Annotated in this window: 23 protein-coding genes and 1 tRNA gene; 10 read left to right on the top strand and 14 right to left on the bottom strand. The window is 74.5% G+C overall.

Going from position 1 to position 22,309, the window contains the following annotated elements; genetic code table 11:
- Positions 1-60: 60 nt before the first annotated feature.
- The 3 genes from DRV84_RS00470 to DRV84_RS00460 are packed head-to-tail and all read right to left on the bottom strand — an operon-like array spanning position 61 to position 2,613.
- Positions 61-1,236, bottom strand: a complete 1,176-nt coding sequence (locus DRV84_RS00470; protein ID WP_115977784.1) for a cation:proton antiporter — start codon at positions 1,234-1,236, stop codon at positions 61-63.
- Positions 1,236-1,886: a GntR family transcriptional regulator gene (locus DRV84_RS00465; protein WP_115977783.1), complete on the bottom strand. Its 651-nt coding sequence runs from the start codon at positions 1,884-1,886 to the stop codon at positions 1,236-1,238. The genes DRV84_RS00470 and DRV84_RS00465 overlap by 1 nt, the downstream gene beginning before the upstream one ends.
- Before the next feature lie 31 nt (positions 1,887-1,917).
- On the bottom strand, positions 1,918-2,613 hold the full coding sequence (locus DRV84_RS00460) for a M48 family metallopeptidase (RefSeq protein ID WP_115977782.1): 696 nt from the start codon (positions 2,611-2,613) through the stop codon (positions 1,918-1,920).
- A gap of 106 nt (positions 2,614-2,719) precedes the next feature.
- On the opposite strand from DRV84_RS00460, the gene DRV84_RS00455 reads away from it, so the two are divergent.
- Together DRV84_RS00455 and DRV84_RS00450 are read left to right on the top strand one after the other, a co-directional pair.
- A complete protein-coding gene (locus tag DRV84_RS00455) occupies positions 2,720-3,037 on the top strand; it encodes a TIGR02300 family protein (RefSeq protein WP_115978034.1) in 318 nt (105 codons plus the stop codon).
- Between the two features lie 64 nt (positions 3,038-3,101).
- Positions 3,102-3,177: transfer RNA gene (locus DRV84_RS00450), tRNA-Ala, on the top strand.
- 469 nt (positions 3,178-3,646) lie between these two features.
- Here DRV84_RS00450 and DRV84_RS00445 read toward each other — a convergent pair.
- Positions 3,647-3,901, bottom strand: coding sequence for a hypothetical protein (locus tag DRV84_RS00445; RefSeq protein WP_115977781.1), 255 nt, complete (start codon positions 3,899-3,901; stop codon positions 3,647-3,649).
- Between the two features lie 483 nt (positions 3,902-4,384).
- Here DRV84_RS00445 and DRV84_RS00440 point away from each other — a divergent pair, with 483 nt between their 5' ends.
- Complete coding sequence (locus DRV84_RS00440) at positions 4,385-5,047, top strand: DUF4396 domain-containing protein (protein WP_192881376.1); 663 nt, start codon at positions 4,385-4,387, stop codon at positions 5,045-5,047.
- A gap of 116 nt (positions 5,048-5,163) precedes the next feature.
- The gene (locus tag DRV84_RS00435) at positions 5,164-5,712 is read left to right on the top strand and encodes a PRC-barrel domain-containing protein (protein WP_115977780.1); all 549 of its coding nucleotides are present in this window, start codon (positions 5,164-5,166) and stop codon (positions 5,710-5,712) included.
- Between the two features lie 64 nt (positions 5,713-5,776).
- Here DRV84_RS00435 and DRV84_RS00430 read toward each other — a convergent pair whose 3' ends face one another.
- A complete protein-coding gene (locus tag DRV84_RS00430) occupies positions 5,777-6,163 on the bottom strand; it encodes a hypothetical protein (RefSeq protein ID WP_115977779.1) in 387 nt (128 codons plus the stop codon).
- Positions 6,164-6,267: 104 nt separating this feature from the next.
- Between DRV84_RS00430 and DRV84_RS00425 the strand changes: the two genes are divergently transcribed.
- From DRV84_RS00425 to DRV84_RS00405, 5 genes are all read left to right on the top strand, one after another.
- A complete protein-coding gene (locus DRV84_RS00425) occupies positions 6,268-7,254 on the top strand; it encodes an amidoligase family protein (RefSeq protein WP_115977778.1) in 987 nt (328 codons plus the stop codon).
- Complete coding sequence (locus DRV84_RS00420) at positions 7,251-7,940, top strand: gamma-glutamyl-gamma-aminobutyrate hydrolase family protein (protein WP_115977777.1); 690 nt, start codon at positions 7,251-7,253, stop codon at positions 7,938-7,940. Before DRV84_RS00425 ends, DRV84_RS00420 begins: the two co-directional genes overlap by 4 nt.
- An 80-nt stretch (positions 7,941-8,020) precedes the next feature.
- Complete coding sequence (locus tag DRV84_RS00415) at positions 8,021-8,908, top strand: alpha/beta fold hydrolase (RefSeq protein WP_115977776.1); 888 nt, start codon at positions 8,021-8,023, stop codon at positions 8,906-8,908.
- 32 nt (positions 8,909-8,940) lie between these two features.
- Positions 8,941-10,416 (top strand): Do family serine endopeptidase, encoded by a 1,476-nt coding sequence (locus DRV84_RS00410; RefSeq protein WP_115977775.1) that lies wholly within the window; start codon positions 8,941-8,943, stop codon positions 10,414-10,416.
- A gap of 205 nt (positions 10,417-10,621) precedes the next feature.
- Positions 10,622-11,116, top strand: coding sequence for a YciE/YciF ferroxidase family protein (locus tag DRV84_RS00405; RefSeq protein ID WP_115977774.1), 495 nt, complete (start codon positions 10,622-10,624; stop codon positions 11,114-11,116).
- A 763-nt stretch (positions 11,117-11,879) separates the two neighbouring features.
- Here DRV84_RS00405 and DRV84_RS00400 read toward each other — a convergent pair.
- The 4 genes from DRV84_RS00400 to DRV84_RS00385 all read right to left on the bottom strand — a co-directional run bounded on the left by DRV84_RS00400 (position 11,880) and on the right by DRV84_RS00385 (position 16,138).
- Complete coding sequence (locus tag DRV84_RS00400; protein ID WP_115977773.1) at positions 11,880-12,782, bottom strand: DMT family transporter; 903 nt, start codon at positions 12,780-12,782, stop codon at positions 11,880-11,882.
- 45 nt (positions 12,783-12,827) lie between these two features.
- The gene (locus DRV84_RS00395) at positions 12,828-14,150 is read right to left on the bottom strand and encodes a UDP-glucose dehydrogenase family protein (RefSeq protein WP_115977772.1); all 1,323 of its coding nucleotides are present in this window, start codon (positions 14,148-14,150) and stop codon (positions 12,828-12,830) included.
- Between the two features lie 58 nt (positions 14,151-14,208).
- Positions 14,209-15,231: an SDR family NAD(P)-dependent oxidoreductase gene (locus DRV84_RS00390; RefSeq protein WP_115977771.1), complete on the bottom strand. Its 1,023-nt coding sequence runs from the start codon at positions 15,229-15,231 to the stop codon at positions 14,209-14,211.
- A gap of 100 nt (positions 15,232-15,331) precedes the next feature.
- Entirely contained in the window at positions 15,332-16,138 is an 807-nt protein-coding gene (locus tag DRV84_RS00385; RefSeq protein ID WP_115977770.1) for a mechanosensitive ion channel family protein, read from the bottom strand.
- Between the two features lie 113 nt (positions 16,139-16,251).
- On the opposite strand from DRV84_RS00385, the gene DRV84_RS00380 reads away from it, so the two are divergent.
- Positions 16,252-16,953 carry a glutathione S-transferase family protein gene (locus tag DRV84_RS00380; protein WP_115977769.1) on the top strand — a complete coding sequence of 234 codons (702 nt, stop codon included), beginning with the start codon at positions 16,252-16,254 and terminating at the stop codon, positions 16,951-16,953.
- 470 nt (positions 16,954-17,423) lie between these two features.
- Here DRV84_RS00380 and DRV84_RS00375 read toward each other — a convergent pair whose 3' ends face one another.
- From DRV84_RS00375 to DRV84_RS00355, 5 genes are all read right to left on the bottom strand, one after another.
- Positions 17,424-17,870 (bottom strand): YtoQ family protein, encoded by a 447-nt coding sequence (locus DRV84_RS00375; protein WP_115977768.1) that lies wholly within the window; start codon positions 17,868-17,870, stop codon positions 17,424-17,426.
- Positions 17,867-18,523, bottom strand: a complete 657-nt coding sequence (locus DRV84_RS00370) for a phosphoribosyltransferase (protein WP_115977767.1) — start codon at positions 18,521-18,523, stop codon at positions 17,867-17,869. The genes DRV84_RS00375 and DRV84_RS00370 overlap by 4 nt, the downstream gene beginning before the upstream one ends.
- A gap of 39 nt (positions 18,524-18,562) precedes the next feature.
- A complete protein-coding gene (gene pheT / locus DRV84_RS00365) occupies positions 18,563-20,956 on the bottom strand; it encodes a phenylalanine--tRNA ligase subunit beta (protein WP_115977766.1) in 2,394 nt (797 codons plus the stop codon).
- 187 nt (positions 20,957-21,143) lie between these two features.
- The gene (locus tag DRV84_RS00360; protein WP_115977765.1) at positions 21,144-22,019 is read right to left on the bottom strand and encodes a nitrilase-related carbon-nitrogen hydrolase; all 876 of its coding nucleotides are present in this window, start codon (positions 22,017-22,019) and stop codon (positions 21,144-21,146) included.
- A gap of 54 nt (positions 22,020-22,073) precedes the next feature.
- On the bottom strand, positions 22,074-22,298 hold the full coding sequence (locus DRV84_RS00355; protein ID WP_115977764.1) for a phenylalanyl-tRNA synthetase subunit beta: 225 nt from the start codon (positions 22,296-22,298) through the stop codon (positions 22,074-22,076).
- Positions 22,299-22,309: the final 11 nt, after the last annotated feature.

Here is a 22,309-nt window from a genome sequence, read left to right as displayed (position 1 = left end):
ATGGCCGGCGCCCGCGGGCGATCGGCGCCGCCCCCATTCCGGCGCGCCACGCGCCGCCCGTCAGCGTCCCGCGCGCCGCACGGCCCATATCGTCGCCGCCGGGCCGATCAACTCGAAGAGCACCGTCGTCCCGATGGTGAGCGTCAGGATCGTCTCGGCGCGGTCGGGAAACTCCTGCGCGGCGACCAGCGCCATGCCCACCGCGACCCCCGCCTGCGGCAGGAGCGCCGGGCCGTAGAGCCAGCGCTCGCGCCGCGGCGCGCCGGCGAGGCGCGCGCCCAGCCATCCACCGAGCATCCGCGCGCCGACCCGGAGCGCCGCGTAGGCCGCGCCGAGCCCGCCCAGCGCGGCGAGTTTCCCAGGGTCGAGCGAGGCGCCCGCGAGCACGAAGAAGAGCACCATGAAGGGCCACTGGATATGCTCGATCTCGTGGAAGGCGCGCTCGTGGTGGCGCGCGCGGTTCACGATCACCGCGCCCACGGTCATCCCGGCGAGCAGGAAGGAGACCTCGAGCCAGATCGCGAGCCCCGCGGTCAGGAAGACGAGGCCGAGCGCCTCGGTCTGCAGGGGCTCCCCGGGCGAGAGCCGGCCGGTCAGCATCGCCGCCGGCCAGCCCAGCGCGAGGCCGAGCGCCAGCGCGCCGCCGATCTCGCGGGCCGCGTCGGCCAGCATCTGCCCGCCGGTCGCCCCGAGAAGCGCCTGCGCCGCCACGACGGCGAGCGCGAAGGCCACCATGCCCCAGGCGTCGTCGATGGCCACGATGCCCCGGAGTGTGTCCACGAAACCGCCCCGCGCCCCGCTCTGGCGGATCGCGTCCTGCGTCGCGGCGGGCGCCGTGGCGGTTGCGATGGCGCCGAGCACCGCCGCCGTCGCCGGGTCGAGCCCGACCGCCCAGAGCCCCGCCGCCACGGCGAGCGCGGTGACGCCGACAATGGCGAGCGAGATGGCGAGGATCGCGCGGCCGTGCGCGGCGAGGGTGCCCGCGTCGAGCGCGCCGCCGAGCAGGAAGGCCACCATCGTCAGCGCCGTGACCGACAGGAAGCCGTACCAGTCCTGCGCCGCCTGCGGGATCAGGTCGAGCCCGCCGCCCCCCGCCACGATCCCGCAGGCCAGAAGGAGCGTCACCCGCGGCAGGGCCGTGCGCCGTCCGAGCGTATCCGCCGCGAGCCCCGCGAGGAAGAGCCCGCCGAGCGCCAGCATCACCGGCGCGAGCGTCGCGGTCTCGACGTGGCCCATCAGCTCGCCAGCATCTTGAGCCCCTGCGTCACGTCCGAGCGCACCGCGAGGCGCAGGCCCGGCTCGTCGCCCGCCTTGAGCGCGGCGATGATGAGGCGGTGATACTGCGGCGGCTCGCGGCGCTGGAGCTTGGCGTAGAGCCGCCGCATGGTCGGCCCCATCTGGAGCCAGACCGTCTCGGCCATGGCCAGCATCGCAGGCGCCTGCGCGCGCAGGTAGAGCGTGCGGTGAAACTCCAGGTTGGCGCGGATGTAGGCCACCGCGTCCTGGCGCTGCGCCGCCTCGCCGACGGCGGTGTTGATCGTCTGCAGCCGGTCGATCAGCGCCATGTGCGCGCGCGGCAGCGCGCGGCTCGCGAGCTCGACCTCGAGGAGCGCGCGAATCGCCGCCAGTTCCTCGATCCGCTCGTTGGAGAGCTCCGGCGTGGAGACCCGCCCCGAGGAGGTCATCGAGAGCGCGCCCTCCGCGACCAGCCGGCGCAGCGCCTCGCGCGCGGGCGTCATCGAGACGTCGAACTCCTTGCCGATGCCGCGCAGCGTCAGCGCCTGTCCCGGCGCGAGTTGCCCGTGCATGACGCGCGCGCGCAGCCCGCGATAGACGCGGTCATGGGCGGCGGGCAGCGCCTCGGAGGAGCGTGGGGCGAGCAGCATGGCCTATCTGTGATCACGCCACGCGCCCGCGTCAATGCGCGCCGAAGCGGTAGCGGTGGAGCGCCGGTCCCTCCTCGTGGAGCCAGCGCCGCTCGGCCTCGTGCGGGCCGTAGAGCCGGCGGACCACCGCCCAGAAGGCGGCCGAGTGATTCATCTCGGCCAGATGCGCGACCTCGTGCGCGGCGACGTAGTCGAGCACCTCGGGCGGCGCCATGACCAGCCGCCACGAAAAGCTGAGCGCGCCCCGGTCCGAGCAAGAGCCCCAGCGCGAGCGCGTGTCGCGCAGCGTGATCCGGGCATAGGGCCGCCCGAGCGAGGCGGCGTGCCGGTCCGCGGCCGCGGCCAGCCGTTCGCGCGCCAGCGCCTTCAGCCAGCCCTGCGTCCGCACGCCCGCCTGCTCGGCCGGGCCGGGCACGCGCAGCACCGCGCCCTCGGCCTGCACCCGCCGCCCCGCGCCGGGCGCGAGGGTGAGGGTGCGCCCCTCCACGGGCAGCGCCGCGCCATGGCCGACGACGACCGCGCCGAGCCGGTCGGCGACGCGCGCGCGCAGCCAATCGGCCTTTGCGCGGGCGAAGTCGAGCGCCTCCGCCTCGCTCGCGCCCCGGGGCACCGTCAGGGTGATCGTCCCGTCGAGCGCCGAGACGCGCAGCGCGATGCGCCGCGCCCGCGCCGAGCGGCGGAGTGTCAGCGTCAGAGGGGGGTTGCCCGGCAGGACGCGTTGGCCCATATGCGCGATCTCCGGCGGTCTTCGGCGAAGCCTTTTGACAAGCCTCGCGCCCTTATGTCAGGAGCGCCGAGTCGCCGGCAAGTGCGGACACGAGAAGAGGATGACCATGCCCAAGGAAGAATGGGGCACGAAGCGGCTCTGCCCGACGACGGGCAAGCGTTTCTACGACCTGAACCGCGATCCCGTGGTCAGCCCCTACACGGGCGAGATCGTGGATACCGAGACCGGGCGCAGCAAGATGCTCTCGCCCGAGCCCGAACCCGCAAAGGGCAAGAGCACGAAAGAGACCTCGGAAGAGGGCGAAGTCATCGAGGGCGACTCGGTGGACGTCGATCTCGGCGACGAGGTGCTCGAGGACGAGGACGACGGCAACGTCTCGCTCGACGACATCGCGGACGTCTCCTCGGACGAGGACGAAGGCTGACGTCGCGGCGCGGATTTTTTCGCTTGATCCCGCGCCGCGCTCCCACTACTCACGCGACACCGAAGGGGCCTTAGCTCAGCTGGGAGAGCGCTTGCATGGCATGCAAGAGGTCACCGGTTCGATCCCGGTAGGCTCCACCAAAACTCCGACATTGCGGACATGAGCGCGATACGCCGACACGCGGCGCGTGTCGCCGAGGCCGGTCGATCGGATGCGTCACGCGCGCCGCGACGAGGTCCGGCCGACCGCAAGACGCGCCTTGACGGCTAGAGATGCCTGACCGTCGCGAGGGGCGCGACGCGCTGTCCCCGCAGCCTGCATGATACGTCCGCGGACCATCCCAAGCCGAAGCGCCGCAGACTCACCGAATCGCCCGCGCGATCTCCTTCCCCGGCGGCGACGCCTTTCGACCGCGCGCCAGACGAAATGGCGGCGCCTGCGACACCGGGTGTTCGACGCCACCACGGGCGGGCATCGGCCCGAGCGACCGGTTGATAAGATGTCAGAGGAGAAACAGCGTCCCGGCGGGGCGTGGGCGTCGAGCCTCGGCCGCGGGACGGGGACCGGCGGTCGGGACGTCGCCGCCCCGGCCGTCGCGTCGCGGCCCGCTCAGAGGAGCAGGCGCCAGACGAGGTAGTTGGGCGCGAGCATCGCGAAGGCGATGAGGAAGAGCTTGGAATAATGCACCGCCTTGCCGAGGAGCCCCTCGCCCTCCGCCGCGGGCGCCATGCTCATCGCGGCGGCCATGAGCGCATAGCCCTGCGCCTCGCGCGCCTGCGCCGATCTGCGGAGCGACGCCATTGCCGCTTCCCGCCGCGCCGCGAGCTCCGGCGCGAGGTCCTGCTGCATGCTGCTGCCGTCCATGCCGTGTCTCCTTCGTGTCAACGTCGCCAGACATAGCGGAGTGACAGCCGGTGTCGAGACGTGAAACCGCCGCACCCCCAGCGCATCGGACACGCGCCGAACGACCGATAGCCCCCGCGCAACGAGCGAAGTTCGCCATGGATCACGCGACCCGCGCCACCGCCCGGCCCGCCGCGCCGCGCACGCCTGCCGGCCCGCGGCGACGGCCCGGAGCTCTGCCGCCCTGCTCACCGGCGCGCCCCTCGCCCGCGGCGGGGCGATTGCCGCAAGCGTGCTCGGCATGCCGCGCCTGCGGCCCATTCAGGGGCGCCGTCCGCGCCACGCGGCGACGCACCACGCATCGCGCCCGGCCGCACCTACGCGAGATCGAGGACGACGACGCTCGTGTCACGCCCCGTGTCGCCACCGGCCTGAGCGGAGCGCGGACGGAACCACGGCCCGCGCGGCGGGGTTGGCGCGGCGTCCCCGGACGGAGCGCCACCCGTGCATCAGACTCTCGCCGCGTTCCTCGCGCAGCCCGCCGTCCTGATCGTCTGGCTCGCCCTGTCGCTCGCCAGCGTCGGCGTCCTGCTGGCCGATTTCCGCCGCGCCAACCCCGAGATCGGGCCGCTGATGAAGGTGGTCTGGGCGCTGACCACGCTCTACTCGGGGCCGGTCGGGCTCCTGATCTACTGGACCACGGGGCGCAAGCAGATCGCGCGCGACACCATCTGGCGGCGCGGCTGGCGCTCGACGGCGCATTGCTACTCGGGCTGCGGCATGGGCGAGATCGTGGGGCTGATCCTCGCCGCGGGGATCCTCGCGCTCGGCACCACGCCCACCGCGCTCGTCACCTTCGCTTTCGCCTTCACCTTCGGGATCGTGCTGACCCTCGGCCCGCTCCTGCACGACGGCGTGCCCTTCGGGCGGGCGCTGCGTGATTCGCTCCTGAGCGAAACGGCCTCGATCGTGGTGATGGAGGTCGTGGCGATCGGCGTGGACCTCTGGCTCGCGCGGGACGCCGGGCTCGGCGACGTGCTGTTCTGGACCTCGATGATGACCTCGCTGACGCTCGGCCTGCTCGCCGCCTGGCCGGTGAACGTGGCGCTCGTGCGCTTCGGCGTGAAGGAGGGGATGCACGACCCACGCGAAATGGCCGCCGCCTGAGCGGCGCGCCGCCGGGCCGTGGCGCACGGGGAACTGCGCCTCCGCCCTCACGTTCACCGAAGAGCGGCGGAGGACCTGCCCCGCCCCGCGCCATACGTCCACCGAAGGAGGACCCCATGACTCGCTTCACGCTTCTCGCGTCCGCCGCCGCGCTCGCCGCGGCGCCCGCCCTCGCCCAGGAAAGCGGCGATCAGACCGACATGCAGACCGGCGACGGCATGACCGCGGAGACCGACCCCACCCCGCGCGAAGGAGCGGACGGCAACGGCGTCGTGGCCACCGACGACTACGCCAGCGGCATGACCTCCGACGCGGCGCTCGCCGGGATGCTGCGCACCTCCGAGATCGTCGGCGGCGACGTCTACGCCGTCGCCCAGGAGTGGTCCGACGAGGACTGGACCGACGCCACCACCTTCGAGGCGGTGCGCGACGACTGGCAGCAGGTCGGCAGCATCACCGACGTCGTGCTGAACGAGGACGGGACCGCCGCGGGCCTCGTGATCGAGCACGGCGGCTTCCTCGACATCGGGGACCAGACGGTGCTCCTGTCGATGCAGGACGTGCGCCGCATCGAGGCCGGCGCCGGGTCCATCGACTACGTCACCAACATGACCGAGAGCGCGATCGAGGAGATGCCCGAGGTCGCCGAGGGCGGCTGGTACTGATCGCCCGTCGCGCCCCGCCCGAGCCGGCCCCGCCGCGCCCTTCGGCGGGGCCGTTTTCCGTGTCTCAGAGCAGCACCACCGCCAGCGCGCCCGCCGCCACGACGGCGAGGGCGATCAGCCCGTGGCGCAGCGCCGTCGCCCGGCGCGCGCCGGGCGCGTCGCTCGGCGCCGAGAGCGGGCCGTCGCGCGGCGGCGTGCGCGTGTCGGAGGCCGGGCCGCCGGGCGTGTGCGCCGCATCGGGCCGGTCGAGATCGACCCGCGTTTCGGGGATCGCGCCGGTGCCCATCGCCCGCGGGCGGCGGCCCGGGCTCACGGGCACGCGGCCCGAGCGCACGGGCGTCGCCGGTCCGTTGGCGGCGTGGGGCACCTCGACGCGGTCGCTGCGCGGATCGTGGGCGGGCACGCGGATCTCCGGCGCGCCGCGGCGGGTCTCTCGGGCGGAGCGGGTCATGTTCGCCTCCTCCGGGTGGGATCGCTGTTCACGAAAGGAGGCGCCCCAGCGGCGGGTTCCGCCCGCGTTGGACGCGCGGCGCGCCCCGGTCTAGCCTTCACAGGATGGCCCAGCGTTCCCCCCTGCCCGCGCATCCACCCGACGCGCGCTTTCCGACGCTCCCGGATCTGCCCGAGGGGTCGGGCGCGCCGCGCGCGGTCGGCGTCGAGCTGGAGTTCGGTGCGCTCGCCCCGGATGCCGCGGCCGAGCTCTGCCGCGACGTCGCGGGCGGGCGCGTGCGGCAGGTCTCGGCGAGCGAATGGCGCGTCGAGGACAGCCGCCTCGGCACGCTCAAGGTCTATCTCGACACCGCGCTCAGGCCCGAAGGCACCGACCGCGCGGCCGAGGTGGGCGTCGCCGTGGCGCGGCAGGTGGTGCCGATCGAGATCGTGACCGAGCCGCTCGCGCAGGACCGGCTCGAGGCGGCCGACGCGCTCGCCGCCGCGCTGGCGGAGGCCGGCGCGGAGGGCTCGCGCGCGCATCTCGTGCACAGCTTCGGGCTGCACCTCAACGTCACGCTCGCCGACCCGGAGACCGGGCGCGACCTGCCCCGCGTGGCGCGCGCCTTCGCGCTGCTCGAGGACTGGCTGCGCGCGCGCGACCCGATGGACATGAGCCGGCGCGTGCTCCCCTTCACCGCGCCCTTCCCGCCGGGCTTCAGGGACGCCCTCGCCGCGCTCGCCCCCGATGCGCCGCCCGCGGCGCTCTTCGACCTGATCGACGCGCATCTGTCGTCGCGCAACCACGGGCTCGACCTGATGCCCGCCTACGCGCATCTCGCGCCGGAGCGGTTCGCGCGCCACCCGGCGGCGGCGGGCGCGGTCGCCGCGCGGCCCGCCTATCACTTCCGCCAGCCAGAAAGCCGCCTCGGCGAGGCGGGCTGGAGCCTCGCCTACGACTGGCGGCGCTGGTGGCTCGTGGAGCGCGTGGCGGCCGACGACGCGCTCGCCGCGCGCCTCGCCGCGGCGGCCGACGGCGCGGCGGTGACCGCGGCGCTCGGCCCCCTCGCCGCGCTCGCGCCCGCGGGCGGCCCGGCGGCGGAGGAGGCATGACCGCGCGGCCGCGCATCGCGGTGACCACCTCGGCGCGCTCGGGCTGGCGCATCTTTCCGCTCGTCGCGCTGAACGTCTGGCTCGCGGGCGGGCGCGCGGTGCGCTGGGGCACCGGGCGCGCGGCGGAGCTCAATACGGTCGACGGGCTGGTGATCGGCGGCGGCGACGACATCTCGCCCGCGCTCTACGGCGGAGAGATCCGGGCCGAGGTGCGCCTCGACCCCGCGCGCGACGCGCTCGAGCGCCGCCTCGCCGAGGAGGCGCTGGAGCGCGGCCTGCCCGTCCTCGGCATCTGCCGGGGCGCGCAGATGCTCAACGTCGCGCTCGGCGGCACGCTCCACGCCGACGCCTACGCGGCCTTTCCCGGCTCGCGCCGCTACCGCACGATCCTGCCGCGCCGGCGCGTGCGCGCCTGCAGGGGCACGCTCCTGGCCGGGATCGCCGGGCGCGAGGAGATGCTTGTCAACGCGCTTCACACGCAGGCGGTGGACCGGCTGGGCCGAGGGCTGCGCGTCGCCGCCGAGGACGCGGGCGGCATGATCCAGGCGATCGAGCGGCCCGGCCCGCCCTTCGCCCTCGGCGTGCAGTGGCACCCGGAGCACCTGTTCTATCAGGCCGCGCAGCGCCGCATCTTCGCGGCGCTCGTGCGCGCGGCGGCGGGGCGCGCCGTCACCGCGCCGGCCTGAGCGCGGGGAACCGCCGGGCGCCCGCCGGTGTTGGCCTCGCGACGGCGCGGGCGGTCCGCGCCGGCCGGCGAGGGGCCCGCATGTCGCAAGAGCTTCGTTGCCCGGAGACGCGCGCAGGCGCCGGTCCCGCCCCGGCGGCCGGGCCGCGCGGGCCGGTCGTCCTCTTGCACGGTCTGCTCGAGAGCCCCGCGCTCTGGGCGCCGCTGCGGGAGGCGCTCGGCCTCGAGGCCGTGCTCGCGCCGCCCCTGCCCGGCCACCGCGCGGACGCGCCACGGCTGCCGGGCGCCGCGGCCCTGCTGGCCCAGCCCGCGGCGCTCGCGCGGCACATGGCGAACGTGATCGAGGCCGAAAGCGGCGGGCGGCCCGTGCAGCTGATCGGGCATTCGCTCGGGGGCTACCTCGCGCTCCTCATCGCGCGCGAGCGGCCCGATCTCGTGTCCCGAGCGCTCGTCGTGGGCGCGATCCACGCGGGCGACTGCGGCAAGCGGGCGACGCTGCGCGTGCGGGTCGCCACGGGAATGCCGCTCGTCGGGCCGCTCTCGGCGCAGGTGCTGATCCGGCACTGGCTCGCCGACGCGGACCGCTTCGCGGCGTGGATGACCGCCTCCCTCGCCCCCGGGGAACGGCTGGAAGCGGTGCCGCCCGCGATGCGCCGCGACCTCGCCGGGGGCGATCCGGCGACGATCCGCGCGCTCGCGGTCTGGGCGCGGGGGCAGAGCGCGCTCGACAGCTTCGCGCGCCTCGCCACGCCGGTGACGGTCGTGATCTGCCGGCGCGACCCGGTGGTGACCGTCGCCCACCAGCTGGAGCTCGCGCGCGCCCTGCCCGCGGGCGTCGCGCAGCTGACCGACACGGGGCACCTGCCCATGCTCACCGCGCAGCGGCGCTTCGCGCGGACCGTGCGCGCCTGGCTCGACGCCGACACCCTGCACGCCGCGCCCGCCGCGACAGAGGCGGCGCCGGCCTGATCCACCGAAACACGTCCGAAGGAGGCACCCCGATGACGAGACCGTCCGCCCTTCCGCAGGCGCCCCGGGCCGCCGCGCTCGCCGCGGCGCTGCTCGCCGCGCCGGCCGCCGGCGCGCAGGAGAGCGCGCAGACCACCGCCCCCGGGAACGGCTACGCCACGCCGCCCGGCTTCGCGGCGATGGTCGCCGACAAGCAGCCCGCGGTGGTCGGCATCCTCTCGACCGCGCCGGCGCGCGCCGAGGGGCCGCGGCCCGGCCCGCAGCTGCCACCCGGCCTGCGCGACTTCTTCGGCGGGCCGGGGCCGATGCAGCGCGGGCCGATGCGCGCGCAGGGCTCGGGCTTCATCATCTCGCCCGACGGCTACGTGGTCACCAACGATCACGTCGTCCGCCGCGCCGAGGAGGTCGAGGTGGTGCGCGCCGACGAGACGCGCCTCGAGGCCGAGGTCGTGGGCACCGACCCGGCCACCGATCTCGCGCTGCTGAAGGTCGAGACCGACGCGGCGCTGCCCGCCGTCGCCTGGGGCGATTCGCGGGATGTCGCGGTCGGCGAGTGGATGGTCGCCATCGGCAACCCCTTCGGCCTGCAGGCGAGCGTCACCGCCGGCATCCTCTCGGCGCGCTCGCGCGACATCCGATCGGGCCCCTACGACGCCTTCCTGCAGACCGACGCGGCGATCAACCGGGGCAACTCGGGCGGGCCGCTCTTCAACACCGCGGGCGAGGTCGTGGGCGTGAACACGGCGATCGTCTCGCCCTCGGGCGGCAGCGTCGGCATCGGCTTCGCGGTGCCCTCGCGCGTGGCGCAGTCGGTGATCGCGGACCTGCGCGACGACGGCGAGGTGGAGCGCGGCTACCTCGGCGTGCGGATGCAGCCCGTAGACGCCGCCCTCGCCGCGGCGCTCGACCTGCCCGAAGACGCGGGCGGCGCGCTCGTCGCGCAGGTGACCGAGGACAGCCCCGCCGCCGCGGCCGGCCTGCGGGCGGGCGACGTGATCACCTCGATCGCCGGCGAGGCGATCGAGGATCCGCGCGCGCTGAGCTTCGCGGTCGCCGCGCTCGAAAGCGGGCAGGAGGTGCCCGTCACCGTGCTGCGCGACGGGTCCGAGGAGACGCTCACCGTCACCATCGGCGAACAGCCCGCCGGCCTCTTCGCGCGCGGAGAGCCCCGCCGGCAGGCGCCCGAGCGAGGCCGGGACGGCGAGTCGCGGCTCGGCGTGACGGTCGCGCCGCTCACCGACGAGCTGCGCGCCCGCGCCGATCTGCCCCCGCGCGTCGAGGGCCTCGTCGTCGCCGGGGTCGCGCCGGGCTCGCCCGCGGCGGCCGCCGGCCTCCGCCAGGGCGACGTGATCGCCGCCGCGAACGGTGAGGCGCTGCGCGAGGTCGCCGCCCTGCGCGAGGCCGCCGCCGCGGCGGACGAGGGCGACCGGCCGCTCCTCCTCCGGGTCTTCCGGAACGGCGCCTACACCTTCCTCGCGCTGCCGCTCGACGCGGGCGGCGACGGCTGAGCGCGCCGCGCGGCTCCGGCCCGCACGGCCCCGCCGGCACCGCCCCGGCGGGGCCGTTTCCTAGCCGGTCAGGGCAGGCGCGCCACGCGCGCGGTCAACCCCCGCAGGCCGTCGCCGGCCCGCGCAGGAACAAGGCCCGGGCCGCGCCCGTTGATCCTCCGAAGCGCCGCCCACAGGCGGCGCCCGCGACGAAGGAGACGTTCCCATGGCCAACGACGACCTGAAGGACCTCTATCTCGAGCAGGTGCAGGACATGCACAGCGCCTGCCGTCAATCAGAGGCCGTGACGCGCAAGCTCGCCGAGGCCGCCACCGACAGCGAGCTGAAGGCCGCCCTCGAGCGCGGCGTGGACGGGATCCAACGCGGGCGGGACACCATGGCCCAGCTCGCCGCGGCGCATGGCGCCGACCCCGCGGCGCGCCACAGCGCCGGCATGGAGGGGCTCGTCGCCGAAACCGAGAAGGAGATCTTCGGCGAGCGCTTCACCGACGGCGACACGCGCGACGCCGCGATCATCGCCGCCTATCAGCTCATGGCCCACTACGCAATCGCCGGTTACGGCACGATCCGCGCCTTCGCCCGCCGCCTCGGCCTCGACGAGGACGCCGGCGCGGCGCAGACCTGCCTCGACAAGTCCTACGACGGTGACCGGGCCTTCACCGAGATCGCCACCGGACATGTGAACAGGGACGCGGCCTGAGGCCCGTCCCGCCCCCACGGCGCGGTTTGATCCCTGGGCCGCGCCCGGCTGCCCGCGGCATCCCGTGTCGCGGGCCTTTTTGCGCCCGCCCCCGCCCCGCGGCGGGACAGCGGCGTCGGGACACGTGACACGGCCGCTCTCGCGAGGCGGCCGAAGGGCCCGGCGCACGGGGCACAGGCGCACGGCAGCGGCCGCGCACCTCAGCGGCGCGGCCCCCGGGGCGACACCCTCCCGGACCTGCAGCCTGCGCCTCCGCCGTCCCCGGACGCGCGGACGGACGACGCCCGCCGGCGCGCCACCGGGCCCCTTAGTCCAACCTGTTTTCGTCCGGTGAGGCACGGCAGGCGCTCGGCGCACCGGACACCTTCGCCCCATGGCGACCGCACCCGCCGGCAAGGGCCAACGCACCCATGCCGCAGGGCAGACGCGCGATCCCGTGAAAAAAGGGGAGGCGGCCGCGCCGGGGGACGCAACCGCCTTGGGGAGGGACAGGCACCTCTGGATGTCAAAGGCGCACACCGGAAACGTGACGGCACGGCACAGGTTCCAGAAAATCTGCGCGCCCCCGCGCGCCGCCCTCTTCGCGCCGGTCGATGCCCCTCGATCCGATCGGCCGGGCCATGTCCCGCCTCCGACGCGCCGCGCGACCGACGCCGTCGAACGCCGCCGAAAGCTCCCGCCCGGCCCCATCATCTTGGCCCAAATACTCTCGGGGGTGAATTGGCCGCAGGCCAAGAGGGGGCGGACAGCCCCCTCCCGCGGCTCACCCGCTGCGCCGCGCCGCGCCCACCGGCGCGCCCGCCTCGACGAGCGCGCCGAGAATGATCAGCCCCGCGCCCGCCGCCTCGGGCCAGCCGAAGGGCTCCGCCAGCAGCACCGCCCCCGAGACGACGCCGGCCACGATCTCCGCGGTCAGCAGGAAGCTCATCGCCGCGGGCGCGAGGCGCTGCGCCGCCCAGAGCGTCACCAGCAGCACGGGCGCCAGGTAGAAAAGCCCCGTCGCCAGCGCCAGCGGCGTCGCGGCGAGCGCCGGCCCGCCGCCGGGCCAGCGGCCGGCCGCGCCCCCGGAGAGCGCCAGAACCCCCGCCGCCGCGGCCACCATGCCGAGCGTGGCGAAGAGCGCGAGCGTCGCGGGCCGCCCCCCGGGCCGGGCGAAGACGAGCGCCGCGCCCACGGCCCAGGCGAGCCCGGAGACCAGCGCGATGGCGTCGCCCGCGGCCCAGCGGTCCGCCGCCACGTCGAAGCGGAAGATCGCGGCCACCCCGAGCAGCGAGAGCGCGAGCGCCCCGGCGCTCCTGAGGCTCCAGCGCCGGCCCATGAACAGGCACTCGATCAGGATGGACCAGGCGGGCGCGAGGTAGAAGATCACCACCGCGCGCACCACGTCCGTGAAGACGAGCGCGGTGCTGTAGAGCATCGCCGCGAGCCCCACGCAGAGCGCCCCGGCGAGCGCGCGCGGCGCCGTCAGCCCGCCCGCCCCCTCGCGCGCGGCGAGCACGGCGAAGGCCGGCAGCGCGGCGAGCCCCATGGCGAGGCTCGCCCAGACCCCGGGCAGCCCGCCGCTCTCGAGCCAGCGGATGGGGATCCACCACACGCCCCAGAGAAGCGACGCGAGCAGCGTCAGCCCCACCGTGCCGCGATGGCCGAACCCGTCGAGCGCGCGCATGGGCGCAATGCCTCCTTTTGTGCCGCCGCAGGCCGCGCCCGAGGATCAGTCCGCCCCGACCCCCTCGCGCCCGACCGCCGTATAGGCCGCGAAGCCCGCGGCCTGCGCGGCCTCGGCCGAGTAGACGTTGCGCAGGTCGGCGAGGCGGGGGGTGGCCATGCGGCCGGCGATATCGGCGAGGTCGAGCGCGCGGAACTCGTTCCACTCGGTCAACAGGACGAGGAGATCCGCGCCCTCGGCCGCCGCATAGGCGTCGTCGCACCACGCGACGCCGGGCAGCAGCGCCTCGCCCTCGCGCCGGCCCTGCGGGTCGGCGACGCGCACGCGCGCCCCGCCGCCCACCAGCGCGGGCACGATCGTCAGCGAGGGCGCCTCGCGCATGTCGTCGGTCTCGGGCTTGAAGGTCACGCCGAGCACGGCGACCGTCAGCCCGTTGACCGAGCCGCCGCAGAGCTCGGTAATCTTCTCGACCATGCGGCGCTTGACCTCGTCGTTGATCTTGATGACCGCCTCGGTGATCTGCAGGGGCAGCCCGTGCTCCTGCCCGATCCGGGCGAGCGCGCGGGTGTCCTTGGGAAAGCACGACCCGCCGAAGCCGGGGCCCGCGTGCAGGAAGGTCGGCCCGATCCGCTTGTCGAGGCCCATGCCCTTCGAGACCTCCTTCACGTCCGCGCCCGCGCGCTCGCAGAGCGCGGCGATCTCGTTGATGAAGGTGATCTTCGTGGCGAGGAAGGCATTGGCGGCGTATTTGATCATCTCGGCGGACTCGAGATCGGTCGTCACCACCGGGAAATCGCGCAGGTAGAGCGGGCGGTAGATCGCCGCCATGACCTCCGCCGCGCGCTCGCTCTCGACGCCGACGACGACCCGGTCGGGGCGCATGAAGTCGTCGATCGCCGCGCCCTCGCGCAGGAACTCGGGGTTGGAGGCCACGTCGAAGTCGAGCGCCGGGTTGGCGGCCGCCACGACCTCGCGGACCTTGCGGTTGGTGCCCACCGGCACGGTGGATTTCGTCACGATCACCACGCCGTCGGGCGCGGCGCGGGCGATCTCCTCGGCCGCGGCCATGACGTGCGAAAGATCCGCGTGCCCGTCGCCGCGGCGCGTCGGCGTGCCCACGGCGATGAAAACGGCGTCCACGCCGTCGAGCGCCGCGGCGAGGTCGCCCGTGAAGCGCAGCCGCCCGGCGGCGGCGTTCTTCTCCAGGAGCCGGTCGAGCCCCGGCTCGTAGATCGGCACCTCGCCGCGCTCCAGCCGCGCGATCTTCTCCGCGTCGCGGTCGACGCAGACGACCTCGTGCCCGAAGTCCGAGAAACACACCCCGGAGACGAGGCCGACATAGCCCGTCCCGATCATGGCGATCTTCATGTGCCCTGCGCTCCCGTCGCCTGTTCCGCGCGCGTTGTCCTCCAGCGCGCGGGCGGCGTCAACGCGGCCCTGCGTCCCCGGCCCGATACTCGGAGAGATACCAGTCCACGAAGGCCTGCACGCCCTCGGCGAGCGGCGTCGCCCGGCGCGGGCCGGTCAGCGCGTCGAGGAGCGTCACGTCGGCCCAGGTCGCCGGCACGTCGCCCGGCTGCATCGGCAGGAGCGTCCTTTCGGCCGGCCGGCCGAGCGCCGCCTCCACCGCGGCGATGAAATCGCCGAGCCGCACGGGCTGCGCGTTGCCGATGTTGACGACCCGCCACGGCGCCACCGGAGAGAGACTGTCGGTCTCGCAGACCGGCTGCGCGCCCGGGACCGCCGGGATCAGGCGCGCCACCGCCTCCACGAGGTCGTCGACATAGGTGAAGTCGCGCATCATCTCGCCGCGGTTGTAGACCTCGATGGGGCGCCCCTCGAGCATCGCCGCGACGAACTTGAAGAGCGCCATGTCCGGCCGCCCCCAGGGCCCATAGACGGTGAAGAAGCGGAAGAGCGTCACCGGCAGGCCGAACAGGTGGGCGTAGGAATGGGCCATCGCCTCGGTCGCCTTCTTGCTCGCCGCGTAGAAGGACATCTGGTGGTCGGCGCGGTCGGTCTCGGCGTAGGGCATCGCCGTGTTCGCGCCGTAGACCGAAGAGGTCGAGGCGATGAGCAGATGCGCGGGCGGATGCGCGCGCGCCGCCTCCAGCAGTTCGAAGGTGCCGGCGATGTTGCTCTCGAGGTAGCTGCGCGGCGCCTCCAGCGAATAGCGCACGCCGGCCTGCGCGGCGAGATGCAGCACCGCCTCCGGCGCGTGCTCGGCCATCAGGTCGGCGAGAACGCCCGGCGCCTCGATCCGGTCCGTCACATGCGCATAGCCTGCCGTCTCCTCGAGACGGGCGAGGCGCCGGCGCTTCAGCGCCGGGTCGTAGTAATCCGTCAGCGCGTCGAGGCCCACCACCCGCCAGCCGTCGGCCAGCAGGCGGCGCGCCAGGTGAAACCCGATGAAGCCGGCGGCGCCGGTGACGAGGGCGGTGCGGCTCATCGCGGCGCTCCGGCGGGACGGGACATGGCGGCTCTCCTCTGCGGCGGGGCGACGCCCCTGCCGGAGGGCCTAGCGCGGCCGGGCGCGCGACACAAACCGCTCAGCCGTCCTTGCGGACCTCGACGCGGTGCGGATAGGGGATCGTGACGCCGGCCGCGTCGAAGGCGGCCTTGACGCGCTTCAGCATGTCGCACTTCAGCGCCCAGTGATCCCCGGCCCGGCACCAGAGATGCACGCCGAGGTCGACGGCGCTCTCGCTGAGGGCCGCGACGTGGACCGAAGGGGCCGGGTCCTCCATCACGCGGTCGTCGTCTTCGGCGAGGCGGCGGATGATCGCCATCGCCTCCTCCGGGTCGTCGCCGTAGTCGATGCCGACGGTGAGATCGAGCCGGCGGGTGTCGTGCGCCGAGTAATTGGTGATCACCGCGCCCCAGGCGCGGGCGTTGGGCAGGATGACCTGGAGGTTGTCGGACGTGGTCAGTTCGGTCGCGAAGAGATCGATCCGCGCCACCGTGCCCGAGGTGCCGCCGATGTCGACGTACTGCCCGACCCGGTAGGGCCGGAAGATGACCAGCATCACCCCGGCGGCGAGATCGGAGAGCGTGCCCTGCAGCGCCAGCCCCACGGCGAGCGTCGCCGCGCCGAGGACGGCCACGAGGCTCGTGGCCTCGATCCCGAAGACGCCGAGCACCGCGATCGCCACCACGAGGAGCAGCCCCCAGCGGATCACGCTCGCCGCGAAATGGCCGAGCGTCGGATCGATGCGCCGGCTCGCGGTGATCCGCTGGCCCGCGGCGCGGGCGATCATCGCGGCGAGGGTCCAGCCGACCCCGAGCACCACCAGCGCCTCGAGCGCCGTCCACAAGAGCGGGCCGTAGCCTGCCGCCACCTCCGTCAGGGTCTGCATGGCGCTCTCCCTCGTCAGCGCTTCGCACCGCGCCCGGTCGTGTCGCCGGCGCGCGCCTCTTTCCCTCGGGCCGCCAGCGGTTAGGGTGCGCGGCGCACAGAAAGGAGCCCCGCATGGCATCGCTCGACGCGTTTCCGATCACCCGCCGCTGGCCGCCGCAGGACCCCTCGGTCCTGCAACTCTATTCCTATCCGACGCCCAACGGCATCAAGGTCTCGGTGTTCCTCGAGGAAACCGGCCTGCCCTACGAGGCGCACCGCGTCACGCTCGACGACGCAGACGTGAAGAGCCCCGAGTTCCTCTCGCTCAACCCGAACAACAAGATCCCGGCGATCATCGACCCCGACGGGCCGGACGGCCGCCCCTTCGGCCTCTTCGAATCGGGCGCGATCCTGATCTACCTCGCCGAGAAGACCGGCCGCTTCCTGCCCGCCGACCCGCGCGGCCGGCACGAGACGATCCAGTGGCTGATGTTCCAGATGGGCGGCGTGGGGCCGCTCTTCGGGCAGCTCGGCTTCTTCGTGAAGTTCAAGGGCGCGGAGGTCGCCGACCCGATCCCGCGCGAGCGCTACGTGGGCGAGGCGCGCCGCCTGCTCGGCGTGATCGAGACCGCGCTCGAGGACCGCGAGTGGATCGCGGGCGCGTATTCCATCGCCGACATGGCGCTCGCGCCGTGGCTGAACGCGCTCGATTTCTACGGCGCGAAGGCGCTCGTGGGCTGGGAGGAGCACCCGCGCACGGTGGCCTATCTCGACCGATTCCTCGCGCGGCCGGCGGTGATCCGCGCGCGCGACATCCCCCCGCGCGAGGGCTGAGCCGCCGCGCGGGGGGCGCTGCCCCCCGTCGCGCCTGCGGCGCGACTCCCCCCGGAGTATTTCGGCCAAGATGATGGGCGGGGCGGTTTCAGGGGAGAGGGCTGCGCCGCCCTCCGCGCGCAGCGTGCCGGCGAGCAGGGCGACCGTCACGCCGAGCGCCGCGTCGCCGCGTGGGGCCGCAGGGCGGAGACGGCGCGCCACGATCGCCGCGCGGCGCCGCGTCGGGGATGTCGACCCCCGGCGCCTGAGGCCGGGGAGCGCGGCCGCCGCCTGTCGCTGAAGATCCGGACGGGCCGGGAGCCCGGCGAACGCCGACGCCATGACCCCGCCCGCGCGGATGAGCCCGACGCAGCGGCGCCGCCGCCGCGGGGCGCGGATCGGCCAAGGCGGCGCCCCGGCCGCGTTAAGCGCGGGGCGGAGGCCCGGCGCCGGGCGGCCTGTCCTGTGTGGGCGCGCCGCGGCCGGCGCCCTCAGGGCAGCCGGCCCTCCAGCACGTAGCGCAGGATGTCGGCGACCTGGCGCGGCTCGCGGGCGACGGCGTTGGCGCTCGCGTCCACCTCCTTGAGCGCGTGGTCGTGCTCAGGCGGGTGGAGGATGACGAGCGGCCGGCCCAGCGCGGCGGCGTAGCCCGCGTCGAAGGCGGCGTTCCACTGCTTGTATTTCTCGCCGAAGCGGACGACGACCACGTCGGCCTCCTCCATGGCGGTGCGGGTGCGGATGGCGTTGAGGAGCGCGCCCTTGCGGTCGTGCCAGATCTTGTCCTCCTCCGCGCCGAGGATCGCCACGCCGCAGTCGTCGCTCGCCGCGTGGTCGGTCACCGGCGCGGTGAAGCGCACGTCGAGCCCGGCGGCGGCGGTCTTCACCTCCTCGCGCCAGTCGGAGTGGATCTCTCCGGCGAGATAGACGGTCAGCGTCATTCGGGTCTCCTGTCGGAGGTGTCGAACCGGGCGAGGATGTCGGCGACCTCCTCGCCGCTCACTTGCGGAAACCGGCGGTAGTGCAGCCCCACCGCCTGAAAGTCGCGGGGCCGGTCGAGACAGATCACCTCGTCGGCCTCGTGGGCGAGGCGCTCCAGCGTATCGGGCGGCGCGACGGGCACGGCGAGCCAGACGGCGGCCGGCGCGCGGGCGCGCAGGCCGCGCAGCGCCGCGCGCACGGTCGCGCCCGTGGCGATGCCGTCGTCCACCACGATCGCCGTGCGTCCAGACAGATCCACCGGCGCGCGCCCCGAGAGCCAGCGCGCGCGGCGCTCGGCGATCTCCTGCGTCTTGTCGGCGATCTGGCCCTCGAAGTCGCGCTCGTCGAGGCCGGCCATGGTGAGCACCTCCGGGTTGTAGACCGCCTGCGGCGGGTCGCCCTCGACCAGCGCGCCGGCGGCGAGTTCGGAGTGCCCGGGCAGGCCGAGCTTGCGCACGAGCAACAGGTCGAGCGGCGCGCCGAGGCGTTCGGCCACCGTCGCGGCGATGGGCACGCCCCCGCGCGGCAGCGCCAGCACGACGGGGCGCTCCGGGCGCGCGGCCGCCACCCGCTCGGCCAGCGCCTCGCCCGCCTCTTTCCGGTCCTCGAACATCGCGGCCTCCTCGCGTCTCGGGGCCGCCCCGGGCGCGGTTCAGCCGCGCAACTCGGCGCCGGTGGCAGCCTTCACCTTCTCCACGATGCGGGCCGATACGGCCTCGATCTCGGCCTCGGTCATCGTCGTTTCGCGCGGCTGGAGGCGCACCGAGAGCGCGAGCGACTTGCGCCCCTCGCCCAGCGCGCCGCCCGCGAACTCGTCGAAGACCCGAACGTCCTCGATCAGCGCCTTATCGGCGCCGCGCGCGGCCGAGACCAGTTTCGCCGCCTCCACCCGGTCGTCAACCACGAAGGCGAAGTCGCGTTCCACCGCCTGCAGGTCGGAGGCCGCGAGCGCCGGGCGCGCGGCGCCCGCGCGGCGCGGCGGCGGGATTTCCTCCGGCCAGAGGGTGAAGGCCACCGCCGGCCCCTTCACGTCGAGCGCCTGCAGCACGCGCGGGTGCAGCTCGCCGAAGGTGCCGAGCGTCTTCTTCGGGCCGAGGCAGACGCGGCCGTGGCGCCCCGGGTGCCACCACTCCGCCCCGCCGCGCAGGACCTGCACCCCCGCCGGCGCGCCGAGCGCGGCGAGCACCTCCTCGGCGGCGGCCTTGGCGTCGAAGGTGTCGGCGTCGCGCGCCGGACCGTGGACGTTGCGCGGCACGGCGCGCCCCACCAGAAGGCCCGCGACCTGCAGGTGCTGCTCGCCCGGTTCGGCGCCGTGGAAGGCCGGGCCGATCTCGAAGAGCGCGAGGTCCGAAAAGCCGCGCGCCTGGTTGCGCGCCGCGGCCTGCAGGAGGCCGGGCAGCACGTCGGGGCGCATGTGCGTCATCTCGGAAGAGATCGGGTTCTCGAGCGCGAGGCGGTCGTCGCCGCCGAAGAGCCGCGCCGCGGCGGCGTCGATGAAGCTGTAGGTGACGCACTCGTTGAAGCCCGCGGCGGCCAGCGCGCGGCGCGCGGCCTGCTCGCGGCGCTGGAGCGGCGTGAGCACCGGCGCCGTCACCCCCGGCGAGGGCCGCGGCAGGGGCCTGCCCTCGAGCTTCGTCAGGCTCGCGATGCGCGCGACCTCCTCGACCAGATCCGCCTCGCCCATGACGTCGGGCCGCCACGAGGGGACATGCGCCATGTCCCCCTCGAGGGTGAAGCCGAGGGCGGTCAGGGTTTGGCGCTGCTCCGCCTCGGGCAGGTCCATGCCGACGAGCGAGCGCACGCGCGCCGGGTCGAGCCGGTAGGCGCGGGCGTGGTCCGGCACCGCGCCGGCGACGACCACCTCGGAGGCCTCGCCGCCGCAGAGATCGAGGATCATGCGCGTCGCGTCCTCGAGCCCCGGCAGGGTGTAGGCCGGATCGACGCCGCGCTCGAAGCGGTAGCGCGCGTCGGAGTTGATCCTGAGCGCGCGGCCGGTCATCGCGATCTGCACGTGATCCCAGAAGGCGCTTTCGAGGACGAGGTCCACCGTCTCCTCGGTCACGCCGGTCGCGGCGCCGCCCATGATGCCGGCGATGCTCTCGGGGCCCGCGTCGTCGGAGATCACGACGGCGCCCTCGGGAAAGGCGTAGGTCTTTTCGTCGAGCGCCTCGAGCGTCTCGCCGCCCGCGGCGCGGTGGACGCGCAGATCGCCCGAGACGCGGGCCGCGTCGAAGACGTGCAGCGGGCGGTTGCGGTCGAAGGTGAAGAAGTTCGTCACGTCCACGAGCGCCGAGATCGGGCGCAGCCCGATGGCGCGCAGCCGGTCCTGCAGCCATTGCGGCGAGGGGCCGTTGCGCACGCCCCGGATCACGCGCGCCGCGAAGACCGGGCAGCCGTCGCGCGTGTCCGCGTCGATCGTCACGCCCACCGGGCTCGGGAAGGCGCCGGGGACCGGCGCGCTCTCGACCGGCTTCAGCGTGCCGAGGCCGCGCGCGGCGAGATCGCGGGCGATACCGCGCACGCCGAGCGCGTCGGGCCGATTGGGGGTGATCGCGATCTCGATCACCGGGTCCACCTTGGCCGGGTCATGCACGGCCAGCCAGTCGACGAAACGCTCGCCCACCTCGCCGGAGGGCAGCTCGATGATGCCGTCGTGCTCCTCCGAAAGCTCCATCTCGCGCTCGGAGCACATCATGCCGTGGCTCTCGACGCCGCGGATCCTGCCCACCTGGATCGTGGTGTCGATGCCGGGGACATAGGTGCCGGGATGCGCGATCACCGCGGTGATGCCCGCGCGGGCGTTCGGCGCGCCGCAGATGATCTGCGCCTCGCCCCGGTCGGTCTCGACGCGGCAGACGCGGAGGCGGTCGGCGTCCGGGTGCTTTTCGGCCTCGAGCACCTTGCCCAGCGTGAAGCCGGCGAGCCGCGCGGCGGGGTCGTGCACCTCCTCCACCTCGAGGCCGAGGTCGGTCAGCGCCTCGGCGATCTCGGCCACGCCCGCGGTCGTGTCGAGATGGTCCTTGAGCCAGGAGAGGGTGAATTTCATGGCGCGGTCCTTCGGGCTTCGGGAACGCGCGGGAGATAGCCGATCGCGCGCCCCGGTGGAAGGGGCCCGGCGGCGCCGCCGGGCCGGGCGAAAATTCTTCGTACGAAGAATTTTCGAGCCCCAGCGCGGTGCGCCGGCCACCCAGGGCGCGGCGGCGATTTTTCGTACGAAAAATCGCCCGTCCACCTCAGCCGTCGTCGCGGATGATGTCGGGCACGCCGAGGCGGTCGATCAGGCGGTTCATCTCGCGCTCGACGAGCCCCATGTTGCTGTCGCGCACCGTGGGCAGGAGCGCGCGGGCGCGGCGCACCTCGGCGTAGTCCACCGTCGCGGCGATGAGTTCGGGCTCGGTCCCCGCGACGGCGAGCGGCTCGCCGAAGGGGCCGAGGATGCGCGAGCCGCCCCAGAAGGTCAGGTCCTCCTCCGGGCCGACGCGGTTCGCCATGACCGAGGGCGCGCCGTACATCATCGAGTAGAAGTGCATCGTCGCCGCCCAGCCGGCGGGGTTGTCGAAGGCCTCGCCCACCGCCTCGACGCCCGAGGAGATCGGCGAGACCAGCAGCGTCGCCCCGTGCAGGAACGCCAGGTGCACGAGCGCCGGGTTCCAGAGATCGGCGCAGATCAGGAGCCCGAGGCGCCAGTCCTCGGAGATGGCGTGGGTGTCCACGAAGCGGCCCTGCGCGTAGTACTTGGTCTCGATCAGCTTGCCGTAGGAGGGCAGGTTGATCTTGCGGTGCAGGTAGATGCAGCGCCCGCCCTTGTAGACGCCGGCGGCGTTGTAGAACTGCGCGGCCGGTCCCTCCTCGATGAAGCCGACGACGAGGATCGTCTCGCCCGCCGCGCGCGACAGCGCGAGCAGGCGGGGATCGTTGCGCTTCATGGTGATGTCGAGCAGCCGCTCGGCGCCGTAATGCCCCGCGAGGCTGAGCTCGGGGAAGACGAGCACGTCGGCCTCGGCCTTGCGCGCTTCGGCCACCCAGACGTGGTGCTCCCCGAAATTGGCGTCCGGGTCGCCGATGTGGCTCGCGAACTGCGCGGCGGCGACGGTCAGGGTCTGCGACATGGGCGGCGCTCCTCGGGGTGACCCGGCGCGCCTATCCGCGCGCGCCCGGCGCGGTCAAGGTGCGCGCGGCGCCCGGCGCGCTGTCTCCGCCGCGCGGCGGCGATGCGCGCGGCGCCAGAGCGCCACGCCGCCCGCGGGCAGCAGCACCACGCCCCAGGCGAGCGCGTTGATCCGCGTCAGGTCGGCCTTCAGCGCGGGCGGCACCGCGTCGGAGGTCCAGAGCCCGACGTGGCCCGCGATCACGAGCGCGGCGACGGCGAGGGCGAAGACAGTGCGCATGGGAGAGAGCT

The organism is Rhodosalinus sediminis (assembly GCF_003385555.1).
GTDB lineage: Bacteria > Pseudomonadota > Alphaproteobacteria > Rhodobacterales > Rhodobacteraceae > Rhodosalinus > Rhodosalinus sediminis.
This window is presented reverse-complemented; position numbering and strand designations above follow the sequence as displayed.

Excerpts from the sequence above, each read along its gene's own strand:
- DRV84_RS00470 (WP_115977784.1), bottom strand. The coding sequence starts at position 1,236 with ATGGGCCACGTCGAGACCGCGACGCTCGCGCCGGTGATGCTGGCGCTC.
- DRV84_RS00465 (WP_115977783.1), bottom strand. The coding sequence starts at position 1,886 with ATGCTGCTCGCCCCACGCTCCTCCGAGGCGCTGCCCGCCGCCCATGAC.
- DRV84_RS00460 (WP_115977782.1), bottom strand. The coding sequence starts at position 2,613 with ATGGGCCAACGCGTCCTGCCGGGCAACCCCCCTCTGACGCTGACACTC.
- DRV84_RS00455 (WP_115978034.1), top strand. The coding sequence starts at position 2,720 with ATGCCCAAGGAAGAATGGGGCACGAAGCGGCTCTGCCCGACGACGGGC.
- DRV84_RS00445 (WP_115977781.1), bottom strand. The coding sequence starts at position 3,901 with ATGGACGGCAGCAGCATGCAGCAGGACCTCGCGCCGGAGCTCGCGGCG.
- DRV84_RS00435 (WP_115977780.1), top strand. The coding sequence starts at position 5,164 with ATGACTCGCTTCACGCTTCTCGCGTCCGCCGCCGCGCTCGCCGCGGCG.
- DRV84_RS00430 (WP_115977779.1), bottom strand. The coding sequence starts at position 6,163 with ATGACCCGCTCCGCCCGAGAGACCCGCCGCGGCGCGCCGGAGATCCGC.
- DRV84_RS00425 (WP_115977778.1), top strand. The coding sequence starts at position 6,268 with ATGGCCCAGCGTTCCCCCCTGCCCGCGCATCCACCCGACGCGCGCTTT.
- DRV84_RS00420 (WP_115977777.1), top strand. The coding sequence starts at position 7,251 with ATGACCGCGCGGCCGCGCATCGCGGTGACCACCTCGGCGCGCTCGGGC.
- DRV84_RS00415 (WP_115977776.1), top strand. The coding sequence starts at position 8,021 with ATGTCGCAAGAGCTTCGTTGCCCGGAGACGCGCGCAGGCGCCGGTCCC.
- DRV84_RS00410 (WP_115977775.1), top strand. The coding sequence starts at position 8,941 with ATGACGAGACCGTCCGCCCTTCCGCAGGCGCCCCGGGCCGCCGCGCTC.
- DRV84_RS00405 (WP_115977774.1), top strand. The coding sequence starts at position 10,622 with ATGGCCAACGACGACCTGAAGGACCTCTATCTCGAGCAGGTGCAGGAC.
- DRV84_RS00400 (WP_115977773.1), bottom strand. The coding sequence starts at position 12,782 with ATGCGCGCGCTCGACGGGTTCGGCCATCGCGGCACGGTGGGGCTGACG.
- DRV84_RS00395 (WP_115977772.1), bottom strand. The coding sequence starts at position 14,150 with ATGAAGATCGCCATGATCGGGACGGGCTATGTCGGCCTCGTCTCCGGG.
- DRV84_RS00390 (WP_115977771.1), bottom strand. The coding sequence starts at position 15,231 with ATGAGCCGCACCGCCCTCGTCACCGGCGCCGCCGGCTTCATCGGGTTT.
- DRV84_RS00385 (WP_115977770.1), bottom strand. The coding sequence starts at position 16,138 with ATGCAGACCCTGACGGAGGTGGCGGCAGGCTACGGCCCGCTCTTGTGG.
- DRV84_RS00380 (WP_115977769.1), top strand. The coding sequence starts at position 16,252 with ATGGCATCGCTCGACGCGTTTCCGATCACCCGCCGCTGGCCGCCGCAG.
- DRV84_RS00375 (WP_115977768.1), bottom strand. The coding sequence starts at position 17,870 with ATGACGCTGACCGTCTATCTCGCCGGAGAGATCCACTCCGACTGGCGC.
- DRV84_RS00370 (WP_115977767.1), bottom strand. The coding sequence starts at position 18,523 with ATGTTCGAGGACCGGAAAGAGGCGGGCGAGGCGCTGGCCGAGCGGGTG.
- pheT (WP_115977766.1), bottom strand. The coding sequence starts at position 20,956 with ATGAAATTCACCCTCTCCTGGCTCAAGGACCATCTCGACACGACCGCG.
- DRV84_RS00360 (WP_115977765.1), bottom strand. The coding sequence starts at position 22,019 with ATGTCGCAGACCCTGACCGTCGCCGCCGCGCAGTTCGCGAGCCACATC.
- DRV84_RS00355 (WP_115977764.1), bottom strand. The coding sequence starts at position 22,298 with ATGCGCACTGTCTTCGCCCTCGCCGTCGCCGCGCTCGTGATCGCGGGC.